Below are 16,414 nucleotides of genomic sequence, written 5' to 3'. Positions count from 1 at the left end.
TATTTAAATCACATTCTGTTTAGTTTGAGTCGTAGTTTTGTGTTTCCTTTTTACCTAGTGGAAACGTGTTCCTCAAACCAGACTCCTCCGCTTAATCCAATAACCAGCTTTGGCGCAAAGACAGCGCCATAGCTGGTTATCACATTAATGCTCGGAGTCTAAGCGGTTTGAGTCACACTCTATTTCTTTAACCTCGACTTACTTTCCGCCCGTTCCTTATACATCGGAATTTCATCCTCACTGGCTCTAACCCAGTGATGCGGGACAATTTCGACCAACGAACGTTCCTTGCCGTCAAATTCTTGACTGGCATCATACGGAATCTGCACCCGTGCCCGCTCGTACTCTGGATCCGGCACTGGCACAGCCGACAGTAGACTTGCCGTGTAATCATGCAGCGGGTGGGCATATATCTCATCCGAGCTGGCAATTTCCAACATTCGACCGTAATGCATAACGCCAATCCGGTCACTAATGTACTTAACCATGGACAGGTCATGGGCGATAAACAGGTAGGTCAAATTCCGTTCCCGCTGCAGCTTCTTGAGCAGGTTGACCACCTGAGCCTGAATCGAAACATCCAGTGCTGAAATTGGCTCATCAGCGATGATGAATTGTGGCTGAACGGCCAAGGCTCTGGCAATCCCAATTCGTTGTCGCTGGCCACCAGAGAATTCATGGGGGTAACGACTGGAATGGTCCTTGTTCAATCCAACGGTTTCAAGCAAGTCTTCAACTTGTTTGGACCGGTCGGCATCATCTTTAGCCAAGTGGTTGATATCAATTCCTTCAGCCACGATATCTTTAACCTTCATCCGAGGGTTAAGTGATGCGTAGGGATCCTGGAAAATCATCTGCATATCCCGTCGGAACGATTGACGCTTGCTCTTGGTATTAAGCTGAGAGACATCTTGACCGTCAAAAATAATCTTGCCGGCAGTTGGTTCGTACAGGTGAATAATTGCCCGACCAGTTGTCGTCTTTCCTGATCCGGATTCGCCTACCAAGCCAAACGTCTCGCCACGGTACACGTCAAAGGTGATGTCGTCAACCGCGCGGACTTCATTAGGTTTACCAATGTTAAAATACTGTTTTAAATGTTCAACCTGTAAAATTTTATTTTCGTCTGAATAGTCAATCACAGTTGCTCCTCCTGTTCTTCAACGTGTGTGCCCTTGCTCTTATCAATTTCTTGATGAACAAGTTCGGCGTAATGCTTTTGACGTTCGATAATTGGTGCAGGCGGAGTGACTTTTGGTGCCCGCGGATCCAACAGCCAGGTTGCAGCATAATGGGTGTCAGACACCTTGAAAAATGGCGGCTCCTTTTCGGTATCAATCTTCAGCGCATACTGATTTCGGGGTGCAAAGGCGTCTCCCTTTGGTGGATCCAATAAATCAGGCGGCGTTCCTGGGATCGACGGTAATTCAGTTCCGGAAGTATCCATGGTTGGCATGGAATTCAAGAGCCCCCAAGTATACGGATGCTTTGGATTATAGAAGATTTCGTCAACCGTTCCGTACTCGACAATCTTGCCGGCGTACATAACGGCAACTCGATCGGCCATGCCGGCAACGACTCCCAAATCATGGGTAATGAAAATGATGGAAGTATTGGTCTTCGCCTGTAACTCTTTCATCAAATCCAAAATCTGAGCTTGGATCGTTACGTCCAAGGCAGTCGTCGGCTCATCAGCAATCAAAATTTCAGGGTAGTTGACCAGCGCAATCGCAATCACAATCCGTTGTCTCATCCCACCTGAAAATTGGTGGGGATAGTTATTGATTCGTTGCTCAGCGTTATCAATCCCAACTAATTTCATCATTTCCAATGCCTGGGCATAGGCCTTTTCACGCTTCATGCCCTTATGAATAATTAGCGGTTCAGCAATCTGTTTACCAATTTTCATGGTTGGGTCCAGTGACGTCATCGGGTCCTGGAAGATTTCGGCGATATCGCGTCCCCGAATTTGATCCATTTGCTTTCGCGTCTTCTTTAATAAATCCTGATCCTTAAACATGATTGTCCCGCTGTCGATAACGGCATTGGGAGAATTTAATCCCATAATACTTCTTGTGGTAACAGTTTTTCCTGAACCGGATTCCCCAACAATCGCTAAGGTTTCTCCCTTGGCCAGGTCAAAGCTGACGTCTCGAATCGCTTTAACAGTTCCTGCATACGTATTGAAGTTGATTTTGAGATTTCTTACCTCAAGTACATCATTCTTGTTTTCCATCTCAAAACACCTACTCTCTACTCTTTGGATCAAGGGCATCTCTTAGCCCATCACCCAAGATATTAAATGCAATCATTAATACGGACAGCACAATCGCTGGATACCACATTTGATATGGCAGGAACTGGAAGTTCTTCTGGCCATCGTTGATCAAAGTACCAAGTGATGCTTGTGGTGCACTGATACCGATTCCGATGTATGACAGGAAGGCTTCGAAGAAAATTGCGGTTGGAATCGTAAACATCAAGTTAATGATGATAATACTACTCAAGTTCGGCAATAAATGCTTGAAGGCAATCTTCCAAGAGCTCTCACCCAATGTTCTGGCCGCCAGGATAAATTCCTGGTTCTTAAGCTCCAGCGTTTGCGCTCGAATCAGTCGGGCCATGTTAATCCAACTGGTAATGGCGATTGAAAGGATAATTGCGCTCATCCCTGGCTTCAATACCAAAATCAACAGAACCATGACAACCAGGTTAGGAATTGACAACATGATTTCAATGATTCGTTGCATCAAGGTATCAACTCGACCGCCAACCCAGCCGGAAGTAATGCCGTAAACAACTCCGATTGCCAAATCGAAGAAACTGGCAATCAAAGCAATTTCAAGCGAAATTCGAGTTCCATAAAGAATTCTGGAGAACAGGTCACGACCAAGGTAATCCGTTCCTAAAATGTAGAAGTGATTACCGGCGTGGGCTTGAGCATAAGCATTCACCCGCTCGCCGGATTGTTCAATCGTTCCGTTAAACCCATTAATGTCAATTCCCGGAATCTTTGGTGGTAAATTAGCAAAGTTGGGGTTTGTGGCATTTGGATTATGAGTTTCAAAGATAAATGAGAAGAAAGCTAAGATGAATAAAATGATCAAAATAACCAATGAAATCATCGCTGCTTTATTTTTACGTAATCGGCGCCACGAATCTTGTAAGAAAGTTAAGGATGGCGTTGCGATTTTTTCGTCATCTAATTTAGCACGGTCAGAACCGGCTAATGGTGTAAAATCGTCGGCTGAAGCCTGTTTTGCATTGTCTGCCATTATTATTCTCCCTCCTACTTATTAATTCTGATTCGTGGATCAATTAATCCATAAACAATGTCAGTGATTAACAGCACAACACAAAGCATCGCACTATAGACAATGGTCAGTCCCATGATAGTTGGGTAGTCGTTTGTCAGAACCGACTTAACGAATTGCTCACCAATACCAGGAATTGAGAAGATGTTTTCAACAACCATTGAACCGGTCATGATGTTAACAGCCAGTGGCCCAACAATTGTGACAACTGGAATCAAACTATTCCGCAGTGCGTGGTGATAGATGATTCCAACTTTATTGAGCCCCTTGGCTTTGGCGAGTTCGATATAATCCGAACTCAACACGTCCACCATTTCCGTCCGCATAAATCGGGCGGTTTCAGCTAACGGCGACGCGGCCAGGGCCAACGTTGGAAGGACGGTATACATAAACCCGCCCCAGTCTGCAATTGGAAACAGTCGTAATTTCAGTCCAAGGTAGTACTGTAGAAGAACCGCCAAAACGAAGGATGGAATTGAAATAAACAGAATTGACAGAATTGTCGCTGATGTATCAATCCAAGTGTTCGCTTTGATGGCACCAATTGCACCAACGATCAATCCAGCAATCACACCCAAAACCATTCCTTGGCCACCAATGATAAGAGATGGGCCAAGTCGGCTTGAAATCAGATAAGAGACCGGTTGGTTACTGAACTGGAATGAAGTCCCGAAGTTACCATGGATAATCCCACCAAGGTAGACCAGGTACTGTTGCCAAACCGGCTTATCCAACCCATACTGCTTATAAATTTGATGAATCTGTGTTGGTGTCAACTTGGCTTGGTTAGTCAGTGGCGTACCAGGCATTAGCTTCATCATGAAAAAGGTAATTGTACTGACGATAAACAAGGTCAGAATAATGTAAAATATTCGTTTTCCCAAGTATTTTGCCATAAGTGTTCCTCTCATTTCTAATTATGTTGTCACTATTTTTTCATAAACCCCATAATAATGTAAAAGAGGCCGGATTTCAATAACCAGCCTCAAATACATCGAACTGTTCATTTAATAATTACTTAACGTATGCCTTCGCAAAGTCATACTGTGGTGAGGTGGTAAATGCTTGAACACCCTTTACAGAAGGTCGTACCAATGCGGCTTGTCCTTGTTGATAAAGGGGAACGACTCCCTGTTGGTTCATCAAGATCTTTTCAGCTTGAACCATATCATTCCAACGAGCAGTTTCATTGTTGGCATCTTGGTCTTCTGACTTCTTAACTAATGCATCGTACTCCTTGTTGGACCACTTACCATCGTTGTATGAATTGTCTGAAGTCATCAAATCCAAGAAGTTGCTTGGATCTGGGTAATCGGCAATCCATGCGGAAAGTCCAATGTCAAATTGTTGATTTTCCATCTTGGTCAATTTTGACTTGAATGGAATGTTTGAGTTGGTAATCTTCAAACCTGGTAATTTGGTTAATTGACTTTGAACGAATTCAGTTGCACGTTTGGTATCGTCATCATCTGCACCCATCAATGTCAAGCTCAATGACTTCTTGCCAACTTGCTTCATCCCTTTTGCGAATAAGGTCTTAGCTTCCTGCAAGTTGTAATCAGTACCTGACTTTACATATGCTTGAGCAGCGAAATCTTTGCCGTTGTGCTTAGCCATACTTGCTGGGACAAAGCCCTTAGGTGTGATATCGCCACCTTGCATAACCTTGTTAACCATTTGCTTCTTGTCGATCGCTAATGCCATCGCCTTACGGATATTCACGTTTCTAAGTGCTGGTATCTTCTTAGTGTTAAATTCCATATAAGTGGTTGAGGCTTGTGGGAAGACTGTGTATGCCTTATTGTTCTTGTTGTTGGCAGCCAAAGTTCCACTCAAAGTGGTGTAGTCAAGCTTGTTACTTTGATAACTGCTCAAAGCGGTTGAAGGTGTCTTAACAGCTTGATAGTTAACTTGTTGGAGCTTAACTTTTTTGGCATCCCAATACTTGGTGTTCTTAACAAGCTTCCAAGTATCGTTAGTTCCTGACCAGCCTTTAAGAATAAATGGACCATTGTAACTGTTCTTAGTTGAGTCAGTTCCGTAGTTGTTACCATACTTGTTCACAACTTTAGAATTTTGTGGGAAGAATTCAGGTTGGGTAACCATGAACTTAAAGTAACTTTGTGGCTTGTCCAAAGTAACAACGAACTTGTAGTCACCATCTGCTTTAACCCCCAATTTTGAAGGTGACATTTTACCAGCATTAATCTTTTCGGCATTCTTAACGTTGGCAAATATGTAAGCGTATTGTGAAGCAGTCTTAGGCTTAACGGTTCTTTGCCATGAGAAGACGAAATCTTTGGCGGTAACTGGAGTGCCATCATTCCATTTGGAGTGACGTAAATTAAATGTCCATGTCTTACCATCTTTTGATACGCTGTAGCTCTTGGCAACACCAGGGTCAACCTTGTTGTTCTTGGCCATTCGAAAAAGCCCTTCGTTGGTACCATTGGCAACTTGTGCTGAATATAAATCAATCATCTTAGATGTATCCATCGTTTGAATTGCTGATGGTGTCATCCAACTGATTTCTTGCTTTTTGGTTCCTTGTGACGACTTACTGCCACACCCTGCAAGGATAAGTGCTGAAACGAGCGCTACCCCACCGAGCTTCGCTAATGAATTAATTTTCATAACGCGATACTTCCCTTCCAAATATGAAATACTTATTTTGTGATAGTCCTATTTTAAATTAAAATTTGATTAAAAGCAATGCATCCTGCGACTTTTATTGCCTTGTAACAGTCCCCAATTGGTATAGGTGGTTAATTGTGAAGTCCAAAGTCGGTTAACCACGGTTGTTTAGGAAATGCATTTCACTTTTTACGATCGGCAAAAAAGATTGGTCAAAATCGTTCGATCTAATATGTCCCTTCCAATCGTATAAATGATCGGACCAGGAGTAAATCGTTTCACAGAATGAGTCAATGAATTACTCACTATATTAGTGAGCCTTCAAAATGTTTGATATGCATGATTGATGTATATTTTCACTAAATTCCAACCAGTCGCTTCCAGCTATCAAAAATAGCCAAACACCCATATCCTGGATGTTTGGCTATTTTTCTTATACTGGGCAGCAATTTGATTTTTGCCACACTTTTAAAATTATTTAATTGAAATCTTGGACCAATCCCATTGCGGTGCTGTTGGGAAGAACTGAACGCCGTGAACCTTTGATTTCATCAACGTTGAAATGGCTGGCTGATACAGTGGCACAATTCCTTGATCGTTCATCAAGATCTTCTCTGCTTGAACCATGTCTTTCCAACGGGCGTTTTCGTTGGCAGCGTCTGTACTCTCTGATTTTTTAACCAAAGCGTCGTATTTGGCGTTGCTCCACTTACCGTTGTTGTAAGCGTTCTTGGAAGTTAAGATATCCAAGAAGTTGCTTGGATCAGGGTAATCAGCGTTCCAAGCAGTGATAACCAAATCAAATTGGCCGCTGGCTGAACGTGACAGACGTGTCTTATAAGGCACGTTTTGATTGGTGATCTTAACACCCGGCAATTTGGTTAACTGACTTTGAACAAATTCGGTTGACCGTTTGGCAACGTCGGTGTCATCTGAAAGTAATGTCAGGTTAACCGACTTCTTACCCGTTTCTTTCAAGCCCTTTGCCCAGTATTTCTTGGCTTGAGCTAAATTGTACGAAACCGCGCTTGGGACGTATGATTCATCCGCAAAGTCCTTGCCGTTATGTTGAGACATATCGTCAGCAACAAAGCCCTTTGGTGCTTGAGAACCATCAGCTAAAACTTTATTAGCAAGTTGTTTTTTGTCAATTGCCAGCGAGAAGGCTTTTCGAATATTCTTATTCCTAAACATCGGGAACTTCTTCTCATTCATTTCAAGGTAGTAAATCGAAGCTTGCTTGTATAGATGGAAGTTCTTATCGTTCTTGTATTGCTTAACTTGGGTGCCACTCAACGTTGTGAAATCAAGCTTGCCACTTTGGAAACCGTTAAGCGCTGTGTTTGGATCCTTAATCGCTTGCATATTCAATGTATCCAGCTTAATTGATTTGGCATCCCAGTACTTCGGATTCTTAACTAATTTCCAGGTATCGTTGGTTCCGTTCCAACCCTTGAGCACGAATGGGCCATTATAACCATTCTTTTGCGAATCGGTTCCATATGATGAGCCGTATTTCTTGACCACAGAAGTTTCCTCTGGGAAGTAGTAGCTTTGCGATACCATGGACTTAAAGTAACTTTGTGGCTTGATTAAATGAACAACCAGCTTGTAGTCACCCTCGGCTTTGGCACCCAGCTTGGAAGGTGACATCTTGCCGGCATTGATTTTATCGGCGTTTTCGATGTTGGTAAAGATGTAAGCATATTGTGATGCCGTCTTTGGGTTCACCGTTCGTTGCCATGAGTAAACAAAGTCTTTGGCCGTTACCGGCTTACCATCGTTCCACTTTGAATGACGCAGGTTAAACGTCCAAGTTTTACCGTCCTTTGAAACGGTGTAGTTCTTAGCGACACCAGGAATAACCGTATTATTCTTGGACATTTGCAGCAAGCCTTCATTTGTCGCATTGATGTTTTGACTCGAAATCAAATCGGTCATCTTGGATGCGTCCATGGTGTTGATGTTAGCCGCAACCATCCAATTGGCCGTCTGCTTCTTGGCACCGGAATCAGAGGACTTACTGCCACACCCCGCCAACACAAGCGCCGTGAGTAACCCAACCCCACCAATTTTTAATAATGATTTAGTCTTCATAAAATATGAAACTTCCCTTCTTGTATTATGTATATCTGTGAACCTTTACATTCTAAATTAAATTTTAATTAAAATCAATATCATTTTGTAATCGATTCAATTGCGCAATAGCAACCGATTGCGAACAATTTAATGAGATCACTGTCGGCGTCGATTAATTTTAAATGATAATCCTTGATTCTTCGTTAAAGTCTTTCTACAAAATCATGCTCTGATTCAATCTCCGATGCACTTTGTCTACAAATTATTTACATTTGTGTGTTATACTTGAACACATAATTTATTAGGAGGCACCACATGGATTTACAAGAAACTTTAACTCCTGTCGTTACAATCGGATTGAACCGAAACGCCAGCAGCTTTGATTATTCAATGACCGAGTTGAACAATCTGGCCGAAGCCAACAATATGAAGGTTGTCGAAACCTTGGTTCAAAAATTAGATCGACCAGACCCTGCCACTTATTTTGGTAAGGGAAAAATTGAAGAACTGACTCAGGTTGTCATTGACGATGGCGTTGATACCATCGTGGCCAATGACGAACTATCTCCCAGCCAGATTCGAAATATCGAAAAAAATACGCATGCACGAATTATTGACCGAACCGGCCTCATATTGGAAATCTTCGCCAACCGGGCGCAATCGCGGGAAGCCAAACTTCAAGTCGAGTTGGCTAAATTAAAATATCAACTGCCACGGCTGCACACCAGTGCCAGTCAACGCTTGGACCAGCAAACCGGTACCAGTAGTGGTGCCGGTGGCGCAACCAACCGTGGTGCCGGTGAATCTCAATACGAATTGAACCGCCGGACACTCGAGAAGCGGATTACGCACGTTAATCAGGAACTCAAAGAAACCGCCAAGGCTGATCAAACCAAGCGTAAACAACGTGACCGCAGTGAAATGCCAACAGTTGCCCTTGTTGGTTACACTAACGCCGGTAAATCAACCGTGATGAACGGGATGATCAACCTATTTGGTGAGAACGAAGACAAACAAGTTATGGTCAAAAACATGCTGTTTGCCACCTTGGATACCTCGGTTCGTAAGTTGACCCTGCCCGATCAAAAACGTTTCCTATTCAGTGATACCGTCGGATTCGTCAGTCAACTGCCCCACCAATTGGTCCAAGCATTTAAGTCAACGCTTTCTGAAGCTGCTAATGCCGATCTGTTAATTCAAGTGGTTGATTACTCGGATCCCCACCGTGAGTTGATGATGAAGACAACTGAGGACACTTTGAACGAAATTGGGGTTACCGGCGTACCGATGATTGTCGCCTTAAACAAGGCTGACAAGATGGACATCACATTTCCTTCCCGAGAAGGCGATAACTTAATCATGTCTGCCAAGGACGAACAGTCCCTTCAAGAACTCACCAAGATGATTAAAGAAAAGATTTTCAAAAACTATCAAAAGCTGTCACTGCTGATTCCTTTCAGCAAAGGTGACGTGGTTTCATATTTAAACGAAAATACCAACATCGAAAAAACCGATTATCGAGACGATGGTACGGTTATTACTGCTGAACTGAATGATGTTGATGCCAAGCGATTTGAAAAGTATATTTTACCGTCAGAATAGGGTTGCTTGTCACAGCTAATCAATTCTGATATGATTTTGCTTTGAATTTTGACATGAAAAGAGAGGAATTAAACGCATGAAAGAACAAAAAGAAGTCACGCTGGATAGAGATCTTGGTCTCTGGTCAGCGTTAGCCCTCGTTATTGGAACGATTATTGGTGCCGGTGTCTTTGTTCGCCAAGCTGCTGTTTTGGACGACGCCGGCTCAACAACCATGGCTCTGGTTGCCTGGCTTGCAGGTGGCCTGCTTACCATCACAGCCGGCTTAACCATTGCCGAAATCGCCTCCCAGATGCCGGAAACCGGTGGCCTTTACGTTTACATGGAACGAATTTACGGCAAATTGTGGGGATTTCTCTCCGGTTGGATGCAGATCATTATCTATGGACCTGCAATGATTGCCTCACTTGGTGCCTATCTGGCCATTTTATTATCAGATTTCTTCGGCTTTCCAAGTAAGTACAACGCCATTTTGGCAATCGGGACGATTGTTTTAGTCGGTATCTTAAATTTATTCTCGAACCGTTACGGTGCAACGTTTGCTATTATTACCACGATCTGTAAATTGGTCCCGGTTGCCGCATTGATCATCTTTGGCCTGTTCTTTGGTAACGAAAGTGCTTTTGGTCAAAGCCTGGTTCACGTTCACCAGTCAGCCGGAAACTTCGGGGTTGCCATCTTGGCGACTTTATTTGCCTTTGATGGTTGGATCCTGGTGGCCAACTTGGGTGGTGAAATTAAGAACCCCAGAAAGCTGTTGCCACAAGCAATTACACTGGGTATCTTAGCCGTTTTGGTCATCTATTTATTGGTTTCCTATGGTGTCTACCGCTCCGTTCCAGCTGAACAAATTCATCGGTTGGGAACCAGCGCCATTCCTTACATCGCTAATCAAGCATTTGGCCAAGTTGGTGGTAAGATTTTGAGTATTGGAATCATCATCTCAATTGTCGGCTGTATGAACGGTAAGATCATGACGTTCCCACGGATTATGTATGCGATGGCCAAACGTGGCCAACTGCCATTTTCAAAGACGTTGTCATACTTACACCCAAAGTCACACACACCAATTTTTTCAACTGTCACTGAATTGGTCATTGTGACGATCATGATCATTTTCTCCAACGCTGACCGTTTATCAGAACTATGTATCTTCACGGTATACTGCTTCTACGTCATGGCATTTGTCGGCGTCTTCTTGTTGAGAAAGCGAAACCCTAATCAGCATCGGGTATTTTCAACACCGCTTTTCCCATTGACACCGATTTTAGCGATTGGTGGTTCACTGTTCGTGATTGTCAGTGAAATCATGTCTGATTTGCCAGGCGTATTGACATCGTTTATCTTTGTCGCCGTTGGAATTCCAGTATTTTATTACGAGAGTAAGAAGTACCGCGAACAACAAGCTGCAGCGGACAAGGAAGCCTCATTAAACAACGAAAACGACTAATCTGAAACCGAATTAAAGGGACTATCAGCAAATTGCAACGTTTGCTGGTAGTCCCTTTTTTGCTGTGAATTTTAAACACCCTTAAGGCAACACAACCGCCTTATGATAAAGCAGTTGGCCGGCCGAATGACGTAATACAACAACTTTCACTTCGGTTACCCCCTAAACACTTTGACGTTCAACAATCTTAATGGGCGTATACATTGAATAAAATTCATTCATGGACTCGCTCACCAGCATATTCATCCCTTTAACCCCCATCTCAAAGAAGGATTGGGTAACGCTGGACAATTGGGGCCGGACAATCTCACACAGTTGTGTCCCGTCAATCGTCAATATGGCCAATCGATTGGGAACGCTCATGCCATATAGATTAGCCTGATTTAAAATCCCAATTCCACTTAAGTCACTGGAGGCAATGACTGCGGTCAACTCGGTATCCGGACCATAGTGCTTCATGGCGTTAACGCCGTCCTCATAGGTAAAATGGCCGCCACAGACCCACTGCTGCTTAAATGGCAGCTGATTGTCGCGCATTGCGTCGCGATAACCTTCATACCGTAAATTCCCAACGAACGAATCGAGGTCAGTTGCCGCAAAGCCAATTCTTTGATGGCCGTGTTTGATGAGGTACTTAGTTGCCTGATAACCGATATCAAAATCGTTTGAAGAAATAAACGGAAAGTTGGTATTTTTCATTGTCATCGAAATAAAAATAAATGGAATGTTGGCACTTTCCAGCAACCCATCGTTTTCAGGGGCCAAATCAACAGCCACCAGTAAAATTCCCATCACAGAGCGTTCGATCACGGTTCGTAACGCCTTTGCCTGCAGATCAGGATCCCCTTCGCCGGCAAAAATAATCATCACGCTCAGATTATGAGCCTGGGCCTCTTGTTGAATTCCGTTCAAGATTTCATTTGAAAAGTTGGTTTGCGTCGAACTTACAAGAACCGCAATCACTTTACTCTTGCGGGTGACCAATTCAACGGCACTGGTATTGCGTTGATAGCCCAATTTTTTTGCAGCTTCTCGAACTTTTTTGGCAGTCTTTTCAGAATAAAATTCACGTTGGTTCGATAACACTCGTGATACCGTCGCCGGAGAAACCCCGGATATTTTAGCGATATCTTTAATTGTAGCAGCCATTAATTCACCCCTCTGTGCACAATGCGAAGTAAAGATTCTGAAATCCATTATACCACAAGGGTTCTGACAATTATTACCACAAACGTTTGTGTTTTTGATATAAAAGCATTGCAAACGGTTACTCTTGATGTTATTATCATCCATGTAAACGTTTTCTTTTTCAATATATGAATTGGCCAAGTTGAATCAGAAACCAACATCCAAGGGAGGAATTCTTATGATTGCAAAAGAACAGATTGGAAAACAACTGACTGCTGAAGTTGAGCAACCGGCACCTAAAACCAAAGGACTGCCAATGCTGAAGCTCAGCACGATCTTTGCCATGACATTTGGTTTTTTCGGGGTTAACATGGCCTTTTCGCTTCAGTCTTCACAGATGGGCCGAATTTTTCAAACGATCGGAGCAGACCCGACCAAGCTTGGTTTCTTCTTTATTCTTCCGCCTTTAGCGGGAATGGTTGTTCAGCCATTAATTGGAAAATATTCAGATATGACCTGGAACCGATTTGGTCGGCGAATGCCTTATCTAATGATTGGCGCACCAATCGCTGCTATCGTGATGATTCTGCTACCAAATGCCGGCTCGTTTGGCTTCGGTTATGCGTCACTGGCTGCGTTGATGTTCGGCGCAATCACCATCTTATTCATGGATCTGTCTTCCAATGTCTGCATGCAGCCATTTAAAATGATCATTGGTGATATGGTTAATGAAGACCAAAAGGATAAAGCCTGGTCTTGGCAGCAGTCGTTTTCAAATTTGGGCGGCGTCCTTGCAACGGTCTTCCCATTTCTATTAACATGGTTTGGGGTCTCCAACGTGGCGCCCAAGGGTGAAGTGCCCATGTCCGTCAAGATGGCTTTTTACATCGGAGCGGCAGTATTACTGGCCACTTCCGTTTACACCATCTGGTCGGTTCATGAATACGACCCCATCACATACGCCCGTTACCACGGAATTTCTGAGGACCAACATAAAAAACAGGCGAGTCTGTGGTCACTGGTCAAAAAAGCCCCACGCTCATTCTGGGAAGTTTCCGCCGTTCAACTATTTGACTGGTTTGCTTTTCAGTATCTTTGGACTTATGGAACCGGCGCCATTGCGCAAAACGTTTGGAATACCAGCAACCCTGCTTCAGCCGGCTATCAAGCCGCCGGTAACTGGTTTGGTATCATGACTACCGTTGAGTCATTGGCAGCCGTTATTTGGGGCTTCGCAGTTCTTTCACGCACCAAACCCACTCAGCGGAAATTATGGTTCCGAATCGGCCTTATCATGGGTGGCGTCGGTTTCATCTGGATCTTCTTTATTCACTCACAAATGATGTTAATTTTGCCGTTTGCATTAATCGGCATGAGTTACCTGACCATGCAAACCGAATCACTCTCATTGTTCACCGAATCGTTGAATGGTGAAAATGAAGGGGCCTACCTGGGACTATTCAACTGCGGCATCTGTTTACCACAGATCATCGCGTCAGTCGCCAGTTTCGCACTTTTCCCACTGATCGGCAAATCAATGCCCGGTATGATTGTGATTGCCGGTATCATGATGTTTATCGGTGCATTCATGGTCGGCATCATTCACCCGGCCCTTTCAGACAAATCAACTAACAAATAATATGGAGGTATGACGTTAATATGACACACAAATGGTGGCAAAATGCAGTTGTTTATCAAATTTATCCACAGAGTTTTCAAGACAGCAATCATGATGGGATTGGCGACCTTCACGGGATTATCAAGCGCCTGCCATATTTACAAAAGCTCGGCGTCGACGTGTTGTGGCTCAATCCAATTTACGATTCACCGCTCAAAGACAATGGCTACGATATCGCTGATTATGAAAAAATCTTGCCGACATACGGTACCATGGCAGACTTTGACGAGCTGCTCGCTGAAATCCACAACCATGGTATGAAACTATTAATGGATCTGGTTGTTAATCACACATCTGATCAACACCGCTGGTTCCAGGAAAGCAAACAGTCCCGGGATAACCAATACGCCGATTACTACATCTGGCGCGATCCGGTTGACGGTCATGAGCCGAACAACTGGGGAGCAGCATTTGGTGGCTCGGCTTGGACGTACGTTCCTGAACGTGGGCAATATTACCTGCACTTGTTTGCTCCTGGTCAACCCGACTTAAACTGGGAGAATCCAGCTGTTCGGCAGTCGGTTTGGAAGATCATGCGTTTCGGGCTGGACAAGGGCGTCGACGGCTTTAGAATGGACGTTATCAATCTGATTTCAAAGCCAAACGGCCTCCCAGATGCACCAGAGCCGGCCAACTACGCAATTGTCGAACCACTGGTTGCAGACGGTCCGAAATTAAATGACTACCTTCACGAAATGAACGAAGAAGTCCTATCACACTATGACGTGATGACCGTCGGCGAAATGCCCAGCTCCAAGCCCGAAGATGCAATTGCCTATACCGGCCTTGACAGCAATGAGCTGAACATGGTCTTTCAGTTTGAACACGTTCAGCTGTCGGCGAATCCCGATCCCCGCTTGGGCAAGTGGGATGATACGCCCGTTAAGCTGACTGAATTAAAGCAGGCCCTGTCTCGTTGGCAAAAAGCACTCGATGGCAAGGGTTGGAACAGCCTTTACTGGAACAATCATGACCAGCCCCGGGCCGTTTCACGGTTTGCAACCGACGAGCCAAAGTATCGGATTCGGGCAGCCAAAATGCTCGGCACGACGTTGCACATGATGCAGGGAACGCCATTCGTCTATGAGGGCGAAGAACTTGGTATGACAAATGTCCACTACACCAGCCTTGACCAGTATGAAGATTTGGAATCAATTAATTCCTATCATGAACTGGTGGATCAGGATAAAGTAGTTGATGGAACGACCATGCTCAAGTATTTGGCCAGTCGCTCACGTGATAACGCACGGACGCCGATGCAGTGGGACGCAAGCAAAAACGCCGGCTTTTCGGATGAGAAGCCGTGGTTCGCACTGAATCCTAACTACACCGAAATTAACGCCAAAGCAGCCGTTGACGATCAGCAATCCGTCTTTTACCACTACCAAAAATTAATCCAATTACGGCATAATTCTGATTTGATTAAATACGGGACTTACGAAGAAATCGACCCGCAAGACGACATAGTCTTTTCCTATCGTCGACACTATCAGGGTCAAACATTGCTGGTCATTAGTAATTTCACAGCGACTCCGGTTACACGTGATTATGGCCAGCCGACAACTTCCAAGCTACTGATTAGTAATTACGATGATGATAAAGGAACCCAGTTACGGCCGTATGAAAGTAAAGTGTATGTTTTTGATTAACTGATCCGTTTTGATTAGACAACCATTTCCGGTTGTCTTTTTTGGTCTCTAATAAGCTTGGCGTTATAATTAAGAAAAATATTCAGTAAAGGAGGGCTGCCAATGACCGCATACGTGTTATATCAATTGGAATGGATTTTAAGGCTGTTTGTGGCCGCAATCTGCGGTGGCCTGGTCGGCTACGAACGCAAGGTTCGATTAAAAACCGCTGGGATTAGAACTCATATGCTGGTGGCAGTGGGATCGGCACTGTTTATGATTATTTCCAAATATGGCTTCTTTGATGTCATCAACCACGCGGACGTCAGCTTAGACCCATCCCGAATTGCTTCTCAGGTTGTGACTGGGATTGGGTTCATCGGTGCCGGTGCAATTATCACGCGCAACCATAAAATTGACGGCCTGACGACTGCTGCGGGATTATGGGCAACGGCTGCCATTGGCCTGGCAATTGGGGCCGATATGTACGTCATTGGAATCGCTGGAACGCTCTGCATCTTGATTACGCAAACCATCGTCCGTCAAATTCGGGCATTTAAGCGTTATCCGAACCGTTCAATGCTGCGCCTACAAGTAACCTTTAACGGCGAATTGGCGTCCATGGACGAGCTGCCTGACCGTCTCAGAGCGATTGGCAGCACGGATCTCCGAATGAGAATCTTGTCGTACAAACCCGACGCTTTTTCACTGGAAGTCAGAGTTAAACTGCGGCACAAGATGGATCCGGATGAGTTTATTCGCCAGATGAGCGATTTGGTGGATGTCAGGAAAATTGAGGTTTTGGATTAACTGGATAATAAATCAAAAACAAGGGTCACCAACTGTGCGTTGGTGGCCCTTGTTTGGTTGAGCTGAGTGTTTGATTTTTTTGAGACCGGTT

The 16,414-nt window shown here is 44.2% G+C and carries 12 protein-coding genes; 5 read left to right on the top strand and 7 right to left on the bottom strand.

Annotated elements, in window-relative coordinates:
* Positions 1–179 precede the first annotated feature (179 nt).
* The 6 genes from AB3112_RS02745 to AB3112_RS02720 form a co-directional block, all read right to left on the bottom strand.
* Positions 180–1,142, bottom strand: coding sequence for an ABC transporter ATP-binding protein (locus tag AB3112_RS02745; protein ID WP_057910934.1), 963 nt, complete (start codon positions 1,140–1,142; stop codon positions 180–182).
* Complete coding sequence (locus tag AB3112_RS02740; protein ID WP_057910933.1) at positions 1,139–2,236, bottom strand: ABC transporter ATP-binding protein; 1,098 nt, start codon at positions 2,234–2,236, stop codon at positions 1,139–1,141. Before AB3112_RS02740 ends, AB3112_RS02745 begins: the two co-directional genes overlap by 4 nt.
* Before the next feature lie 10 nt (positions 2,237–2,246).
* Positions 2,247–3,275, bottom strand: coding sequence for an ABC transporter permease (locus AB3112_RS02735; RefSeq protein ID WP_057910932.1), 1,029 nt, complete (start codon positions 3,273–3,275; stop codon positions 2,247–2,249).
* Between the two features lie 14 nt (positions 3,276–3,289).
* A complete protein-coding gene (gene opp3b / locus AB3112_RS02730; RefSeq protein WP_057910931.1) occupies positions 3,290–4,210 on the bottom strand; it encodes an oligopeptide ABC transporter permease in 921 nt (306 codons plus the stop codon).
* A 118-nt stretch (positions 4,211–4,328) separates the two neighbouring features.
* Complete coding sequence (locus AB3112_RS02725) at positions 4,329–5,948, bottom strand: peptide ABC transporter substrate-binding protein (RefSeq protein WP_367333920.1); 1,620 nt, start codon at positions 5,946–5,948, stop codon at positions 4,329–4,331.
* A gap of 474 nt (positions 5,949–6,422) precedes the next feature.
* Positions 6,423–8,045 carry a peptide ABC transporter substrate-binding protein gene (locus AB3112_RS02720; protein ID WP_367333919.1) on the bottom strand — a complete coding sequence of 541 codons (1,623 nt, stop codon included), beginning with the start codon at positions 8,043–8,045 and terminating at the stop codon, positions 6,423–6,425.
* A 297-nt stretch (positions 8,046–8,342) separates the two neighbouring features.
* Between AB3112_RS02720 and hflX the strand changes: the two genes are divergently transcribed.
* Positions 8,343–9,629, top strand: a complete 1,287-nt coding sequence (gene hflX / locus AB3112_RS02715; protein ID WP_084998411.1) for a GTPase HflX — start codon at positions 8,343–8,345, stop codon at positions 9,627–9,629.
* 76 nt (positions 9,630–9,705) lie between these two features.
* Complete coding sequence (locus AB3112_RS02710; protein WP_084974585.1) at positions 9,706–11,079, top strand: APC family permease; 1,374 nt, start codon at positions 9,706–9,708, stop codon at positions 11,077–11,079.
* Between the two features lie 162 nt (positions 11,080–11,241).
* On the opposite strand, the gene AB3112_RS02705 is transcribed toward AB3112_RS02710, so the two are convergent.
* Entirely contained in the window at positions 11,242–12,228 is a 987-nt protein-coding gene (locus AB3112_RS02705; protein WP_367333918.1) for a LacI family DNA-binding transcriptional regulator, read from the bottom strand.
* Between the two features lie 295 nt (positions 12,229–12,523).
* Here AB3112_RS02705 and AB3112_RS02700 point away from each other — a divergent pair, with 295 nt between their 5' ends.
* The 3 genes from AB3112_RS02700 to AB3112_RS02690 all read left to right on the top strand — a co-directional run bounded on the left by AB3112_RS02700 (position 12,524) and on the right by AB3112_RS02690 (position 16,323).
* Positions 12,524–13,846: an SLC45 family MFS transporter gene (locus tag AB3112_RS02700; RefSeq protein WP_225355041.1), complete on the top strand. Its 1,323-nt coding sequence runs from the start codon at positions 12,524–12,526 to the stop codon at positions 13,844–13,846.
* A gap of 20 nt (positions 13,847–13,866) precedes the next feature.
* Positions 13,867–15,534 carry an alpha-glucosidase gene (locus AB3112_RS02695; protein WP_367333917.1) on the top strand — a complete coding sequence of 556 codons (1,668 nt, stop codon included), beginning with the start codon at positions 13,867–13,869 and terminating at the stop codon, positions 15,532–15,534.
* A gap of 102 nt (positions 15,535–15,636) precedes the next feature.
* On the top strand, positions 15,637–16,323 hold the full coding sequence (locus AB3112_RS02690; RefSeq protein WP_057910924.1) for an MgtC/SapB family protein: 687 nt from the start codon (positions 15,637–15,639) through the stop codon (positions 16,321–16,323).
* Positions 16,324–16,414: the final 91 nt, after the last annotated feature.

The sequence above is a fragment of the Lentilactobacillus sp. genome (genome assembly GCF_040773105.1).
In the GTDB taxonomy this organism is placed as follows: Bacteria; Bacillota; Bacilli; order Lactobacillales; family Lactobacillaceae; genus Lentilactobacillus; species Lentilactobacillus parabuchneri.
This window is presented reverse-complemented; position numbering and strand designations above follow the sequence as displayed.